Genomic DNA, 13,619 nt, shown 5'->3' with positions numbered 1-13,619 from the left:
TGCCGCGGGCGGAATCCTTCTATAATGCCGGGCTCATTTACGTCACCCCCGCAACGACAGCCAGCGCGCCGGGCCGGGCATGCCAGCCCGCAGGCGGCGCGCGGCCGCCTCTAGGATGCACTCAATGCTTCAACAGAATGCCTATTCCCGTGAAGAACTGCTGCGCTGCGCGCGCGGAGAGCTGTTCGGGGAAGGCAACGCGCAACTGCCCGCTCCCAACATGCTGATGATGGACCGCATCACGCACATTTCGGATCAGGGCGGGAAATACGGCAAGGGGCAGGTCATTGCGGAACTGGACATCCATCCGGACCTCTGGTTCTTTGCCTGCCACTTCGAAGGCGATCCGGTCATGCCCGGCTGCCTGGGCCTGGACGCGATGTGGCAGCTGGTCGGTTTTTTCCTGGGCTGGCAGGGCAATCCCGGCCGCGGCCGCGCGCTCGGTTCGGGCGAGGTCAAGTTCGTCGGCCAGGTGCTGCCCACCGCCAAGAAAGTCACCTACAACATCGACATCAAGCGCACCATCAACCGTTCGCTGGTGCTGGGCATCGCCGACGGCACGATGAGCGTCGACGGCCGCCAGATCTACACCGCCGAAGGCCTGCGCGTCGGTCTCTTTACCTCGACAGAAAGCTTCTGATCCCCCCTGCGCGCTGAAGCGCGCCCCTCAATGGGGGCGAAACCGGCGGACTGGCGGAGCCAGGTCCGCGGTTTCCTGGGTCATCGTTGTTTTGATTCGTCGCACTAGTGTGCTCTGGTTTTGCCCTGGCAGAATCTTTTGATGCCCAGCCATTGCTGGGCCAGGAAGCTGCGTCCGTAGTCGCGGCTGCCGTGGGCGGGCAACTGGTCGCTGATGCCGGTGGGGCCGTAGTTGCCGTCGAAGCGGGCGGTGCGGAAGAGCACGTCCCAGATCGGAAACAGCACGCCGAAGTTGTAGTTCGCTTCGGGACGGCCGGGAACCGCGGGCGGTTCGATGGCGTGGTGGTGGCGATGGAAGCGCGGGCCCACCAGCAGGTATTGGCCGACGCGGCCGAAGCCCGTCCTGAGGTTGGCGTGCGAAAAGCTTTCCACCAGCCGCGTGATGATCACCACGGCGACGAATTGGGCGGGCGGCACGCCGATCAGGTGCGAGACGAGCACGAGCAGGGTGTCGCGCAGCAGGTCGCTGAGCAAATGGTTGCGGTTGTCGGACCAGAGCGTCATATGGCGCTGGCTATGGTGTACCGCATGCAGCGCCCACAGGCGCGGCAGGCTGTGCTCGGCCCGATGGATGGCATAGTCGACGAAATCGAAGATCAGCAGGTACAGGATCAGGCTGACCCAGGCGCGGTCGGTGACGCCGGGCCAGATCTCGTCCAAGTGGTAGGGCGAGAAACCCAGTATGTGTAATTCGCCGAACAGGTGTTCGGCCAGCGGCTGCGTGGTGAAAAAAAGCGCCAGCCGGAACAGGCCCAGCGAATGGATGGCGGTGTAGAGAATGTCCAGGCGCACGGCTTGGCTGTCGATGATGCGCTCGACCGGCCGCCAGCGCTGCAGCGGCACGAAAATCGCCAGCATCACCAGCAATTGCAGGCAGCCGGCGAGCACCCACATCGTGCCGTCGTAGGCATCTTCAATGAAGCCGCTCAAACCGAGATGGAACAGCGCGGGCTGCACCAGGGATTCGAACAGCCACTGCTGGGTGGCCGAGAACAGGTCGCTAAGGTTTTCCATGGACGTGATGCGTGGCCAGCCAGGCCCGGTATTGCGGATGATCGGCCAGCGTGGCAAAGCACATGCCGCGCCGCTTCAAGCCTTCGATGAGCGGTTCCAGCACCGCCGGCGCCCAGGGGTCCTGCCGCGACCAGATACCCAGGTGGGCCATCAAGATATCGCCAGCCCGGATATTGCGCAAGGCCCGCTCGAGCAACGCGGTGTTGGGATGCGTATTGCTGGGCAATTCGTCGCCGAGGAAGCCGGCCGGGGCCCAGCCGACGTGGCGGTAGCCGCATTGCTGCTCGGCGGCTTTCAGCAGGGCGGGCGAGGTCTTGCCGCCCGGCGCGCGGAACAGCGCGAGCATGGTTTTGCCCGTCATGGCCTGGAAGCGCGACGCGCTGCGGTCGAGCTCGGCGCAGTATTGCGCCGCGCTCATGTCCAGGGTGCGGCCGGCCTGCGGGCCGAAGCCGGGCCGCACGCGGAAGCCGCCGGGCAGGTCCATGCGCCAATAGACGTGATCGTAGGTGTGCGAGCCGAAGGCATGGCCGGCCTCGGCCATGCGCCGCCACCAGGGCGCCCAGGTATCGTCCAGGCTGGCCCCGCCGTCCCGGGTGGTTTCGTTCGCCAGGAAGAAGGTGGCCTTGACCTGCTGCCGCTCCAGCACTTCGGCCACCAGCGGCGCCACGCCCATGTGGCCGGTGTCGAAGGTGAGGTAGACGGGCTGCGCGCACGGCTCGGCGGGCAGCGCCGGGGCCGCGTGCGCCAGCGCCAGGGCGGCACAGATCGCGGCCGCGCGGCGCGGCAGGGCGCTACCGGGGCGCATGCGACAGCGTCCAGACGCCGTGGGGCGAGCGGCCCACCTTGGTCTGGTGCACCACGGCCTTCTTCACGGTATCGATCACGGTCAGCTTCTTCGCCCAGCGCGAGGTGACCAGCAGGGTCTTGCCGTCGGCCAGCACCTCCATGCAATCCGGCCCGCCCGGCGCGGGGTAGCTGTCCACCACGCCCATGGACTGCAGGTCGATGCGGCTGATGGTGTTGGCGGCGCGATTGCTGACGAACAGGTGGCGGCCGTCGCCCTGCGCCCGGAAAGCGTGGGCGCCGGCGCCGGTTTCGATGCGCTTGGCGAGCCTGGCCGGCGCGACCGACAGGTCGTAGACCTCGACGTATTTGTCACCGGTCAAGGCGACCAGCAGGTAGCGGTCGTCGGCGGTGATGTAGACGTCGGCAGGCGTCTTGCCCACGCCTATGGTCCAGAGCGGAGTCTGGGTGGCGAGATCGATGGCGGTCAACTGGTCGCTGTCCTGCAGCGACACGTACAGGTTCCGGCTCTTGCTGTCTATGGTCAGGTGGCTGGGCGTGCGGCTGGCGGGGATGCGCCTGGCCAATTTGGGCTCGGCCGAGCCGGCCAGCCCGTTCCATTGGTAGATGTCGATGTGATCCAGGCGATTGGCCGCCGTGACGAACCACTTCATGTCGGGAGAAAAGCGCAGCTGGTAGGGGTCGACGATGCCGGTCATCGTGCGCTGGACGTCGCCGGTGAGCGGGTCGATGAAGGTGAGCGAGTCGCTTGCGGCATTGGCCACGAGCAGGGATTTGTCGTCCGGCGTCAGGTAGATGTGGTGAGGCTCCTTGCCGGTCGGGATGCGCCGCGTCTCGGCGTAGGTGACCGGATCGAGGACGCTGACCGAGGCATCGAGCGAGTTCAGGACGATGATGGGCGGGGCGGGGAGGGCGGCGGAAACGGCAAACGCCGCGCACAGGCCGAGGACCGCGGCAAGGCGGGCGACAAGCAGGGATTTCAAGGTCGGGACACGCGCAAGTTGCTCGAACCGCCAAACCCGGCGGCGAAGGGCGGCCGCAGGGCGGACGAGTGTGCATAGTCTAGGCGGGCCGCATGGAATTTGGACTGCTTTTTCACCGCTGTTGGACGCGTGCGACAGCAGCGGCATCGAGGCCTGTCGCGCGCGTGGCGGCCGGCATGCTGGATGCGTGGACGGACCTAGGGTTGCCCCTAGGTTCCAGGCGGGCTACCATAGCAGCTTCAGCATTCATCGAGGCAAGTCGTGGATAACGACGGCAGTTCCTACGCCTATACGGCAAACGTCGCCTGAGCAGGTCCGCAGCCTTGTCCGCCGCATCCTGCCCAGCCAGGATGCAGTGTCCCCAGCCCGCCCGAACGCGGGATTCCCGCACTTCATCTTTCCGCCTCTCTTCACGACAGGGGTGGCGTTTGCCGCATAGGTCGTCTTCCTTTTTTGCCGGGAGGCCATCATGCGTTTCGCCCGTTTTTTTGGCGTTTGGAGCGGCGGATTCCGGCGCGGCGCCAACCAGTATCGCCTGACCGTGTTTAGCACCGAGCCGCGGCTCGACCGCTTGCGCCAGCACCTGCATGCCGAACTATCGCGGCACGATCTGCGCATCTCGCAGATACGCGTGGCCTGCGCGGGCGGCCTGCATCCCGACCACCGCATGTCGGTGACGCTCGACTGCCCGCCGGGGCGGCGCGCCGCGCTCAACGCGCTCGCGCTCGGCCTGGGGCGGCATCCCGCCATCCACCGCGTGCAGTACGAGCGGCTGCACTAGGGGCTTGCACGGTTGTCATCCCGGGAGCGCATCATCCCCCGGGGCCGGCATGCGTGGCCGGCACACACCACGATAAAAAAACGAAGGAAAGGCCATGAAGGCACTCGCCAACCTGCAAACGATGGAGTTGCTGGACTCGCTGGTCAGCCTCGCGACGGCATTCGTGCTCGGCGCGCTGGTAGGGCTGGAGCGGCAGTTCCGCCAGCGCACCGCGGGCCTGCGCACCAACGTACTGGTCGCGCTGGGGGCGGCCATTTTCGTCGATATGGCGGCGCGCGTGGCCGGCCCGGACGGCACGGTGCGCGTGGCCGCCTATGTGGTGTCGGGCGTCGGTTTCCTGGGGGCGGGGGTGATCATGCGCGAAGAGGGCAACGTGCGCGGGCTGAATACCGCGGCAACGCTGTGGGGATCGGCCGCCATAGGCAGTTGCGCGGGCGCCGACCTGATTGCCGAGGCGATCATGGCGACTGTCTTCGTGCTGGCCGCCAACACGCTGCTGCGGCCGGTGGTCAATACGTTCAATCGCAAGCCCGTGGACATCTCCTCGTCGGAATTCACCGCGCTCATCCACGTGATGACCGGTACGGCGAATCGCGCCGAGGCACTAGCCGCGCTCGAACGGGAACTCGAGGCTGCCAGCCTGCCGCTGGCCGACCTCGAGGTGCTGCCTTTCGGCGAAGATGAAATCGAGATCCGGGCCACGCCGATGGCGACATCGCTGGACGGCGTGGAATTGGACAGCCTGGTCGCCAAGCTGAGCGCCAATGCCGCGATCGCGCAGGTGTTCTGGGCGCCGAGCCTGTCGGAATAGGGGCGTGCCCATTTTTTCATCGGCCTACCCGCGGCCGCGCTGGAACGGGGTTTGCGAGGGACTGTCCCATGGCCGTCCCCAGCTTTATCCACAATAGGCGGGGATAAGTCCGGGTTTCTACCGTGTCGGGCCGCGCAAGCGACGGATGTGTCCTTGTGGCGCGGGCCGGAAGGAGGGACTGCTCAAGCATTGACCCAGGAACCTCAAACCCAGGTTTGATGCGGGTTTGCACGGGCCGGATCCGGGCTTTCCCCAGGCTTTTCCACAGAAATCTTGGATAAATGTACAAAGTGTGACAAGCACTGGCGTCGAACGATTTTATGTTTTAAGATATGTTTTTAGATAGATCTTAAGATAACTTCGCTGGCCTTGTTCGGCTGGCGACCGGAGGTCGTCATGCTACGCAATGAAGCAGGTGCCCGCGGCCGAGGCCTGGGCATGCGTTCCGGCCGCAAGCTTGCGGCGGAAGACCTGCAGCTCATCCTGCTGGCGCTGCTGGAAGAGCAGCCGCGCCACGGCTATGAGCTGATCAAGTGTTTGTCCGAGCGTTCTTCGGGGTTTTACAGCCCGAGTTCGGGCATGGTGTATCCGGCGCTCGCCTACCTGGAAGACGTCGGCCTCGCCACGGTCAGCGTGGAGGGCGCCAAAAAGCGCTACCGCTTGACGGGCGAGGGCAGCGCGCACCTGGCAAGCCGTCGCGGCCAGGCCGCGCGCATCCTGGACGACCTGGAGCGCGTGGGCGCGCGGATGGCGCAGGTGCGCCGCGTGTTCGAGGGGGAAGACCGCCTGGACTCCATCGCGCCGGGCACGCCCGAAGATTTGATGCTGGCGCGCTATGCGCTCAAGCAGGCTTTGCACCAGGCCGGCGCCTGTGAGGGAGGCGAGGCCGTGCGCATCGCCGCCATCCTGAGGCGGGCGACCGCCGAAATCCTGGGCGCTTCGTCCGCCCGTCCCGCAACCGATTCCGGAAATGAAAATGGAAAAAAAGATTGAACGCGCGGCCCGCCGCGTCCGCCACGAGTTGAAGTTCCGCCTGCTGCAGGTCAGCGCGGTCAAGCACGTCACGCCGCGCCTGCTGTGCGTCACGCTCAAGGGTGACGACCTGGAGGGCTTTGCCAGCGCGGCCCACGACGACCACATCAAGGTGTTCTTTCCCGGCCCGGGCCAGGAACGCCCCGTCGTCCCGACCCCCGGCCCCAATGGCATGGTGTTCCCGGAGGGCCAGCCGCGTCCGCCGGCGCGCGACTACACGCCGCGGCGCTATGACGCGTCCGCCGGCGAGCTGGATATCGAATTCGCGCTGCACGGCGACGGCCCGGCCGCCGAATGGGCAGAGCAGGCCCGCGTCGGCCAGTACCTCGGCATCGGCGGCCCGCGCGGCTCGTTCGTGATGGAGGGGGATTTCGACGGCTACCTGCTGGTGGGCGACGAGACCGCCTTGCCGGCGATCGCCCGGCGGCTCGAGGAACTCCCCGCGGGAGCGCCTGTGCGGGTCGTGGCCGAGGTCGAGAACGCCCAGGAGGAGCAGGTGTTCGAGACCCGCGCCGAGGTGCAGGTCACCTGGCTGCACCGCCAGGGCGCCCGGGCCGGCGATCCCGGCTTGTTGACGGCAGCCGTTGCGGCGCTGCCCAAGCCCGCGGGGGACTGGTATGCATGGGTGGCGGCAGAGTCGGGCGTGGCCAAGCGCGTGCGCCAGGTACTGGTGGAGAACTGGCAGGTCCCCAAGGAATGGATCAAGGCGGCGGGCTACTGGAAGCAGGGCGCGGCCGCGACCCACGACCGCCACGAGGACTGACGCGCGATGAGCGAGCCCGTGTGCAAGGTCGAGGCGCTGACGGTGGGCGAATTGCCGTGCTGGCGCCTGGTGTCCCGCCATGGCGAGGCGCTCGTTGCGCGCCAGGGCGCGCAAGTCTTGCGCTATACGCCGCATGGGCGGCAGCCGGTGGTATGGCTGAGCGATCACGCCGAGTTCCGCCGCGGCAAGTCGCTGCGTGGCGGCGTGCCGGTATGCTGGCCCTGGTTCGGACAGCTCGAACGCAATCCCGGCGCGGTACGTGCCATGGTTGCGGACGGCAATGCGCCGCCCGCGCACGGCTTTGCGCGTGAATGGGACTGGCGCGAGGCCGAGTCGGGTACGCGGGGCGACGCCGCCCGCCTGCTGCTGGAACTCGACCTGCCCCAGGGAGCCCCCGCCTGGCCCCACGCCGCGCGATTGACGCTGGAAATCGTCCTGGACGACGCGCTGACGCTGACGCTCTCCACTCGCAACCTGGGTGCGGAGCCGCTCGTGATCAGCCAGGCGCTGCATACGTATTTCGCGGTCAGCGATGTGCGCAAGGTCGCCGTGGAAGGGCTGGACGGCGCTGCCTACGTCGACACGCTGCGTGGCTGGAACACGTTCGCGCAGCACGGGACGCTGGCGATCGATGCCGAGACCGACCGCATCTACACCGGCATCGCCCAGCCCATCGCGATTGCCGATCCCGGCTGGCGCCGTACCCTGCACATCGAGGCGCACGCGTCCCGCTCGGCGGTGGTGTGGAATCCCTGGGTGGACAAATCTCTGCGGTTGTCGCAATTCGCCCCCGATGCCTGGCAGGACATGATCTGCATCGAGACCGCGAGAGTGTGGGACGACCTGCTGGAGGTAGCGCCGGGGACGACGGCCGCCATGGCGGTCACGCTGCGCGCCGAGCACTGGGCGGAAGGCTGACGGCCCGTCGATGCGGGACCTGGCACCGGCCGTGCGCTATCCCACGTGGCGGTTGCGGCCCGCGCCCAGGCCGAAGCCGATCTGGGCGCAGGCGCAGACAATGCAGGCCGCCAAGGCGGCGGTCCAGCCGCCGGTGCTGTCGTGCAGGGCGCCGATGGCGGTGGGCCCGCCCGCCGCCAGCAGGTAGCCCAGGGCCTGGGCCATGCCCGACAGCGCCGCTGCCTGCAAGGCGTCGCGCGCGCGCAGGCTCACGAACGCCAATCCCAGAATGATGGACGCGCCGCTGCCGAAGCCGTAGGACAGCGTCCACAGCGTGGCCCATTGCGGAGCGAGCAGCAATCCGGACAGCCCCAGCACCGAGAACATCGCGACCCCGCAGGCCAGCGCGCGCTGGTCGCGCATGCGCCGCATCAAGGGTATGAGCAGCAGCCCGGCGACGGCCGAAGCCAGTTGCAGCAGGCCGTGGATGGAGCCGGTTTCCGTTGCGGAATAGCCGGCATCGTGGAGCATGGACGGCAGCCAGCCGGCCACGCTGTAGTAGATCAGCGAGTTGATGCCCAGGAATAGGGTGATCTGCCAGGCCAGCCACGATTTCCAGATGGCCTGGCGCGGGGCGGCCGAGTCGGCGCTCAAAGGAACGGGACGCCGGCCCGCGCGGCAGCTGGGCAGCCATACCGCCAGGCTCAGCACGACCAGCAGCGCCGGAGCGAACAGCGCCAGCGGCCATCCCGGCCCGGCCTGCCAGTTCGCCAGCGGCACGGCGACGAACGAAGCGGCGCCCGAGGCAATGCCCATGACCAGCGCATAGCTGCTGGTCAGCGTGGCGATCCGCTGGGGAAAGTCGCGCTTGACGAGGCTGGGCAGCAGGACGTTGCCGAACGCGATGCCGCTGCCGATCGCGATCGTGCCGGCGAACAGCGCCCAGGTGCTGCCCGCGGAGCGCAGGCACAGCCCGGCCAGCAGGGCCAGCAGGGCGCCCAGCAAGGCACGCTCCAGCCCCGTGCGCCGTGCCACGATGGCGGCCAGGGGCGAGACGGCGGCGAAGGCCAGCAGCGGCAGGGTGGTCAGCATGCCCGCCGCGGCGGCGCTCAGGCCCAGGTCGGCGCGAAGCATGTCCAGGACGGGCGCCACGCCTGTGACGGGCGCGCGCAGGTTGGAGGCGATCAGCATGATGCCGGCGATCAGCAGCGTCGGCCGGACGAGGGAAGAGGGGGACATCGAAGCCATGATGACGCGAAAAACGTGAACCCCGCACTGTAGGCTTTTTGCGCCCGTTCGTCTTGGAGGCGGCCAAGGTATCATCGCACCTCTCCTCTCCATCTCAGTTCCCCGATCCAGCGGCTGGGGGCCCACCATGCTGGGCACGCGTCAGCGCGCGGGGGGACCTTCATCAGGCCATCGCCCTTGGATATTTCCCTGCTCTGGATCCCCGCCACTCTGATCGCCGCCGCCGCGCAGACCGCGCGCAACACCATGCAGCACCGGTTGACCGAAACCCTGGGCACGCTCGGCGCCGCTCAGGTCAGGTTCCTGTACGGCTTGCCGTTCGCCGTGCTGTTCCTGTCGATGGTCGTGGCGGTGGGCGGGGAGGCGCTGCCGCGCCTGCATGGGCAGTTCCTGCTGTTCGCGGCGGCCGGCGCGGTGCTGCAGATCGTGGCGACGGTGCTGATGCTGGCCACCATGCAGTTGCGCAACTTCGCACTGAGCACGGTCTATGTGAAGACCGAACCGCTGCTGGTGGCGGTGTTCGCGGTGCTGGTACTGGGAGACCCGCTCACCGCGCTGGGCGCTTGCGCGGTCGTCGTCGCGACGGGGGGAGTGATCATCATGTCGTGGCGGCCGGGCGCGGGGGCGGGCGGCAACTGGCGGCCGGCGCTGCTGGGCATTGCCTCCGGCGCGTGCTTCGCCTTGTCCGCCGTCGCTTTCCGCGGCTCCATCGTCTCGCTGGAGAGCGGCTCGTTCGTCCTGCGCGCCAGCACGGCGCTGGTCGTGGGGCTGGTCATGCAGACCGGCGCGCTGGTGGTGTGGCAGTGCCTGTTCCGCCGCGACGTGCTGCGCGGCGTACTGCAGGCCTGGCGCACTTCGCTGCCGGCCGGATTCATGGGCGCATTCGCATCGCAGTGCTGGTATATCGGCTTCGCGCTCACGTCGGCGGCCAATGTGCGCACGCTGGGCCTGGTCGAAGTCCTGTTCGCCCAGATTGCCTCGCGCCGGATCTTCGCGCAGCATGCCAGCCCGCGCGAGCGCTGGGGCATGGCATGGGTGGTCGCGGGCCTGGTCCTGCTGCTGTATGCGACCCGGAGCTGACGCGCAGGCCTCCTCAGGCCGCGGCCTTGAGCTCTTCGGCCAGCAGGCTGGCCTGCGCCAGCGCCTGTTCGATCGCCTGCGCCCGCGCCTGCTCGCCCAGCGCGACGCCTTCGGCGCGCACGACGCCGATGTCGGTAATGCCGAAAAAGCCGAATACCGCGCGCAGGAAAGATTCCTGGTGGTCCAGCATGGTTTCGATCGCCGTGCCGGCATACTTGCCGCCCCGCGAAGAAACGATGATCACCCTCTTGTTCCCGGCCAGGCCCTCGGGGCCGTTGGCGGTGTAGCGGAAGGTCTTGCCGGCCTGGGCCACGCGGTCGATCCAGGCTTTCAGCTGCGACGGGATGGAGAAGTTGTACATGGGCGCGGCCACGACCACGACATCGGCGGCCAGGAACTCGCCGAGCAATTCGTCGGTGTACGCGGTTTCCTTGAGGAAAGCGGCGTCGGTGGCCGGTTCGGCGCCGGGCTGCGGGCGCAGCGACTGCAGCAGCTTGCCGTCCAGGTGGGCCGGCGGCTGGGCGACCAGGTCGCGGTAGGCGACGCGCAGGCTCGGGTCGGCCTGGCGCAAGGCCTGGACGACGGCCGCGCTCAGTTCGCGGGAGATCGAGGCATCGCCGGTGGCGCTGGAATCGAGGTGTAGGACGTTCATCGTGCTCTCCGAGATAAGGGTTTACGCGGAATTTTTCCGCCACTCCAATAAGATATATCGTCAATAATGCTTTTTAAACTCCCCCGATCAGGAAGTACTTTTCTAATATTGGGATAATTGACGGACGGCAGCCATGCAGGACCTCAACGACATGTACTTGTTCGCCAAAGTGGTCGAGCACGGCGGCTATACGGCTGCTGCGCAGGCCATGGGCATCCCGGTGTCGCGCGTGAGCCGGCGCGTGGCGGCCCTGGAAGAAGAACTGGGCGTGCGGCTGCTGAACCGCACGACCCGCAAGATCTCGGTTACCGAGGTCGGCAACACCTTCTATCTGCATTGCGCGGCGTTGGCGGCCGAAGCCGCGGCGGCGCGCGAGGCCGTCGACCGCACGACCTCGCAGCCGCAGGGGCTGATCCGTCTCAGCTGCCCGGCTGGCCTGCTGCAAAGCGATGTGGCGGCCATCGTGGCGGAATATCTGGCCGCGCATCCGCGGGTGCGGGTGCAGATCGATGCCACCTCGCGCCGCGTGGACCTGGTGGAAGAGGGAATGGACCTGGCGCTGCGTGTCCGGCAGCCGCCTTTCGAGGATTCCGAACTGGTGGTGCGGCCGCTGGCGACCAGCCGCATGGTGCTGGTCGCCACGCCGGGTTTCTTCAGGCAGCACGGCGAGCCCGACGACCTGGACGGCCTGGCGCGCCTGCCCACGCTCAGCATGGTGCAGGCGGCGGAAAAACACGTCTGGCGTTTTACCGGGCCGGATGGCCGCCAGGTGTCGGTGGGACACGTGCCCAGGCTGTCGGTGGACGACCTGACCACGCTGCATATCGCGGCGCTCCAGGGATTGGGCATCGCCTGCGTGCCGTGGGCGCTGGTGGCGGCCGACGTGCAGGCGGGCGTGCTGCAGGTCACGCTGCCCGGGTATTCGCTGCCGGAGGGGGTCGTCCAGGCCGTTTTCCCGTCGCGCCGCGGCCTGGTGCCTGCAGTACGCGGCCTGGTAGACGCGCTGGTGCAGGCCTATCGCAAGCAGTCGCCCGCGCCCGGCTAGCGCGACGATGGCGCCGCCCGCCTTGCGCTGCGGGGAAGAAAGGCGCTCATGTACAATTCCGGTGCCCTCGGTGCGTGGGCGCGGCGCTGGGTCGCGTCCTGGCGACGCCGAGGCCAGTGATGGCTCCGGACGCGAGATGTTGATTCTGATTTCCAACGACGACGGCTATTTCGCCCCCGGCCTGGCTGCGCTGGTCGAGGCATTGCGGCCGCTGGCCGAGCTGATCGTCGTGGCGCCCGAGACCAACCGCAGCGGTTCGTCCAATTCGCTCACGCTGGACCGGCCGCTGTCGGTGCGCAAGGCCGCCAGCGGATTCTTCTACGTCAACGGCACGCCGTCCGATTGCGTGCACGTCGCGTTGACGGGGCTGCTGGAACGGCGTCCCGACCTCGTGGTGTCGGGCATCAACGACGGCCAGAACATGGGCGAGGATACCCTGTATTCCGGGACCGTGGCCGCGGCGACCGAAGGCTACCTGTTCGGCCTGCCGGCGATCGCTTTCTCCCAGGTGTCCAAGGGCTGGACGCACCTGGATGCGGCCGCCGCCGCGGCGCGCAGCTTCGTCGAGCGCTTCCTGGCCCGTCCGCTGGCCGGGCCGACGCTGCTCAACGTGAATATTCCCAATCTGCCGCTTTCGGAACTGAAGGCGCCGCGCGTCACCCGCCTGGGCCGGCGCCATCCTTCCGAGCCGGTCGTGCGTTCGTCCACGCCGTACGGCGAGCCGGTCTACTGGATCGGCCCGGCTGGCAAGGCGGCCGATGCCACGCCCGGCACCGATTTCCATGCCTGCGCCGAAGGCGCGGTATCCGTTACTCCGCTGCGGTTCGACCTGACCCATACGGCGCAGATCGAGCCGGTGCGTGAATGGATTCCTGCCGAATGGATAGACGCAAACCGCTGACGCCGGGCCAGGCCCGGCCGCTCGACGCCGGCGAGGCGGACGGGCCGCCGCGCCGCCCGGCGCAGCCACCGCTGCCGCCCATTACCGCGGCCAATAGCAATACCCGCGTCAGCACCGGCCGTCCGCCCGTGACGCGTCCCGCGCCAGCGCAAGCCGCGCGGGGCGACACGGCGCGTCCGACCAACAGCAATACCCGGATTGCGCCGGCGCGCCTGCTGGTGCCGGCGCCGGGTCCGGCGCGAGAGCCGGCCGGCAGCGACAACCGGGGGCTCAATTCCGAGCGCATGCGCGCCGCGCTGGTGGCGCGGCTGCGCAGCCACGGCATCGCCGACGAGCGGGTGCTCGAAGCCGTGCAGGCCGTTCCGCGGCACCGCTTCGTCGACGAGGCGCTGGCCAGCCGCGCGTATGAAGACGCGGCGCTGCCGATCGGGCATGGCCAGACGATTTCCCAGCCGTGGATCGTGGCGCGCATGATCGCCGCCGCGCGCAACGGGCGGGAACTGGTCAAAGTGCTGGAAATCGGGACCGGCTGCGGCTACCAGGCTGCGGTGCTGGCCGGCGTGGCGCGCGAGGTGTATTCCATCGAGCGCATCAAGGCCCTGCACGAACTGGCGCGCAACCGGCTGCGGCCGCTGCGGCTGGCCCACGTCCGGCTGGTGTTCGGCGACGGCATGCTGGGCGTGCCCAGCGCGGCGCCCTTCGACGCCATCGTGGTCGCCGCGGCGGGCCTGGAAGTGCCGCAGGCCCTGCTGGCGCAACTGGCCCCGGGAGGCCGCCTGGTCGCGCCCGAGGGCGATGCCAGGCAGCACCTGGTCATGATAGAGCGCACCGGAGCCCAGAGCTGGGTGCGCACCGAACTCGAACCCGTGCGCTTCGTTCCGTTGCGGCCGGGAGTGTTGTTGTAGTGAA

General features: G+C 68.2%; 15 protein-coding genes. 10 read left to right on the top strand and 5 right to left on the bottom strand.

Going from position 1 to position 13,619, the window contains the following annotated elements; translation table 11 throughout:
* Nucleotides 1-124: 124 nt before the first annotated feature.
* The gene (fabA, locus tag PIGHUM_RS11730) at nt 125-640 is read left to right on the top strand and encodes a 3-hydroxyacyl-[acyl-carrier-protein] dehydratase FabA (protein WP_124079784.1); all 516 of its coding nucleotides are present in this window, start codon (nt 125-127) and stop codon (nt 638-640) included.
* 104 nt (nt 641-744) lie between these two features.
* On the opposite strand, the gene PIGHUM_RS11725 is transcribed toward fabA, so the two are convergent.
* From PIGHUM_RS11725 to PIGHUM_RS11715, 3 genes are read right to left on the bottom strand one after another with little or no spacing between them, the layout of a single operon-like run.
* Nucleotides 745-1,713, bottom strand: coding sequence for a sterol desaturase family protein (locus PIGHUM_RS11725; RefSeq protein WP_124079783.1), 969 nt, complete (start codon nt 1,711-1,713; stop codon nt 745-747).
* Nucleotides 1,700-2,518 (bottom strand): polysaccharide deacetylase family protein, encoded by an 819-nt coding sequence (locus PIGHUM_RS11720; protein ID WP_124079782.1) that lies wholly within the window; start codon nt 2,516-2,518, stop codon nt 1,700-1,702. Before PIGHUM_RS11720 ends, PIGHUM_RS11725 begins: the two co-directional genes overlap by 14 nt.
* The gene (locus PIGHUM_RS11715; protein ID WP_425466722.1) at nt 2,505-3,491 is read right to left on the bottom strand and encodes a YncE family protein; all 987 of its coding nucleotides are present in this window, start codon (nt 3,489-3,491) and stop codon (nt 2,505-2,507) included. The genes PIGHUM_RS11720 and PIGHUM_RS11715 overlap by 14 nt, the downstream gene beginning before the upstream one ends.
* 478 nt (nt 3,492-3,969) lie before the next feature.
* On the opposite strand from PIGHUM_RS11715, the gene PIGHUM_RS11710 reads away from it, so the two are divergent.
* From PIGHUM_RS11710 to PIGHUM_RS11690, 5 genes are all read left to right on the top strand, one after another.
* Nucleotides 3,970-4,281, top strand: a complete 312-nt coding sequence (locus PIGHUM_RS11710) for a hypothetical protein (RefSeq protein ID WP_124079781.1) — start codon at nt 3,970-3,972, stop codon at nt 4,279-4,281.
* 94 nt (nt 4,282-4,375) lie between these two features.
* Nucleotides 4,376-5,092, top strand: coding sequence for an MgtC/SapB family protein (locus PIGHUM_RS11705; protein WP_124079780.1), 717 nt, complete (start codon nt 4,376-4,378; stop codon nt 5,090-5,092).
* A 396-nt stretch (nt 5,093-5,488) separates the two neighbouring features.
* The gene (locus PIGHUM_RS11700; protein WP_124079779.1) at nt 5,489-6,085 is read left to right on the top strand and encodes a PadR family transcriptional regulator; all 597 of its coding nucleotides are present in this window, start codon (nt 5,489-5,491) and stop codon (nt 6,083-6,085) included.
* Nucleotides 6,063-6,887 carry a siderophore-interacting protein gene (locus tag PIGHUM_RS11695; RefSeq protein ID WP_425466712.1) on the top strand — a complete coding sequence of 275 codons (825 nt, stop codon included), beginning with the start codon at nt 6,063-6,065 and terminating at the stop codon, nt 6,885-6,887. Before PIGHUM_RS11700 ends, PIGHUM_RS11695 begins: the two co-directional genes overlap by 23 nt.
* Nucleotides 6,888-6,893: 6 nt before the next feature.
* Nucleotides 6,894-7,805: a D-hexose-6-phosphate mutarotase gene (locus PIGHUM_RS11690; RefSeq protein WP_124079777.1), complete on the top strand. Its 912-nt coding sequence runs from the start codon at nt 6,894-6,896 to the stop codon at nt 7,803-7,805.
* A 36-nt stretch (nt 7,806-7,841) separates the two neighbouring features.
* Here PIGHUM_RS11690 and PIGHUM_RS11685 read toward each other — a convergent pair whose 3' ends face one another.
* Nucleotides 7,842-9,032 carry an MFS transporter gene (locus tag PIGHUM_RS11685; RefSeq protein WP_124079776.1) on the bottom strand — a complete coding sequence of 397 codons (1,191 nt, stop codon included), beginning with the start codon at nt 9,030-9,032 and terminating at the stop codon, nt 7,842-7,844.
* A 177-nt stretch (nt 9,033-9,209) separates the two neighbouring features.
* Between PIGHUM_RS11685 and PIGHUM_RS11680 the strand changes: the two genes are divergently transcribed.
* Complete coding sequence (locus PIGHUM_RS11680) at nt 9,210-10,112, top strand: DMT family transporter (protein WP_187697777.1); 903 nt, start codon at nt 9,210-9,212, stop codon at nt 10,110-10,112.
* A gap of 13 nt (nt 10,113-10,125) precedes the next feature.
* Here PIGHUM_RS11680 and PIGHUM_RS11675 read toward each other — a convergent pair whose 3' ends face one another.
* Complete coding sequence (locus PIGHUM_RS11675) at nt 10,126-10,764, bottom strand: FMN-dependent NADH-azoreductase (protein WP_124079775.1); 639 nt, start codon at nt 10,762-10,764, stop codon at nt 10,126-10,128.
* A 133-nt stretch (nt 10,765-10,897) separates the two neighbouring features.
* Here PIGHUM_RS11675 and PIGHUM_RS11670 point away from each other — a divergent pair, with 133 nt between their 5' ends.
* The 3 genes from PIGHUM_RS11670 (at nt 10,898) to PIGHUM_RS11660 (ending at nt 13,615) form a co-directional block, all read left to right on the top strand.
* Nucleotides 10,898-11,809, top strand: coding sequence for a LysR substrate-binding domain-containing protein (locus PIGHUM_RS11670; protein ID WP_124079774.1), 912 nt, complete (start codon nt 10,898-10,900; stop codon nt 11,807-11,809).
* 136 nt (nt 11,810-11,945) lie between these two features.
* Entirely contained in the window at nt 11,946-12,710 is a 765-nt protein-coding gene (gene surE / locus PIGHUM_RS11665; protein WP_124079773.1) for a 5'/3'-nucleotidase SurE, read from the top strand.
* 128 nt (nt 12,711-12,838) lie between these two features.
* Entirely contained in the window at nt 12,839-13,615 is a 777-nt protein-coding gene (locus tag PIGHUM_RS11660; RefSeq protein WP_425466721.1) for a protein-L-isoaspartate(D-aspartate) O-methyltransferase, read from the top strand.
* The last annotated feature ends 4 nt before the right edge of the window (nt 13,616-13,619 follow it).

The sequence above is a fragment of the Pigmentiphaga humi genome, assembly GCF_900606115.1.
GTDB classification, from domain to species: domain Bacteria; phylum Pseudomonadota; class Gammaproteobacteria; order Burkholderiales; family Burkholderiaceae_B; genus Pigmentiphaga; species Pigmentiphaga humi.
The sequence above is the reverse complement of the archived record's forward strand: the minus strand, read 5'-3'. Positions and strand labels throughout refer to the sequence as shown.

Bases quoted from the DNA above. Each gene is read 5' to 3' on its own strand.
- PIGHUM_RS11720 (WP_124079782.1), bottom strand. From the start codon at position 2,518: ATGCGCCCCGGTAGCGCCCTGCCGCGCCGCGCGGCCGCGATCTGTGCC.
- PIGHUM_RS11675 (WP_124079775.1), bottom strand. From the start codon at position 10,764: ATGAACGTCCTACACCTCGATTCCAGCGCCACCGGCGATGCCTCGATC.
- PIGHUM_RS11725 (WP_124079783.1), bottom strand. From the start codon at position 1,713: ATGGAAAACCTTAGCGACCTGTTCTCGGCCACCCAGCAGTGGCTGTTC.
- PIGHUM_RS11670 (WP_124079774.1), top strand. From the start codon at position 10,898: ATGCAGGACCTCAACGACATGTACTTGTTCGCCAAAGTGGTCGAGCAC.
- surE (WP_124079773.1), top strand. From the start codon at position 11,946: ATGTTGATTCTGATTTCCAACGACGACGGCTATTTCGCCCCCGGCCTG.
- PIGHUM_RS11685 (WP_124079776.1), bottom strand. From the start codon at position 9,032: ATGGCTTCGATGTCCCCCTCTTCCCTCGTCCGGCCGACGCTGCTGATC.
- PIGHUM_RS11710 (WP_124079781.1), top strand. From the start codon at position 3,970: ATGCGTTTCGCCCGTTTTTTTGGCGTTTGGAGCGGCGGATTCCGGCGC.
- fabA (WP_124079784.1), top strand. From the start codon at position 125: ATGCTTCAACAGAATGCCTATTCCCGTGAAGAACTGCTGCGCTGCGCG.
- PIGHUM_RS11695 (WP_425466712.1), top strand. From the start codon at position 6,063: ATGAAAATGGAAAAAAAGATTGAACGCGCGGCCCGCCGCGTCCGCCAC.
- PIGHUM_RS11700 (WP_124079779.1), top strand. From the start codon at position 5,489: ATGCTACGCAATGAAGCAGGTGCCCGCGGCCGAGGCCTGGGCATGCGT.
- PIGHUM_RS11690 (WP_124079777.1), top strand. From the start codon at position 6,894: ATGAGCGAGCCCGTGTGCAAGGTCGAGGCGCTGACGGTGGGCGAATTG.
- PIGHUM_RS11705 (WP_124079780.1), top strand. From the start codon at position 4,376: ATGAAGGCACTCGCCAACCTGCAAACGATGGAGTTGCTGGACTCGCTG.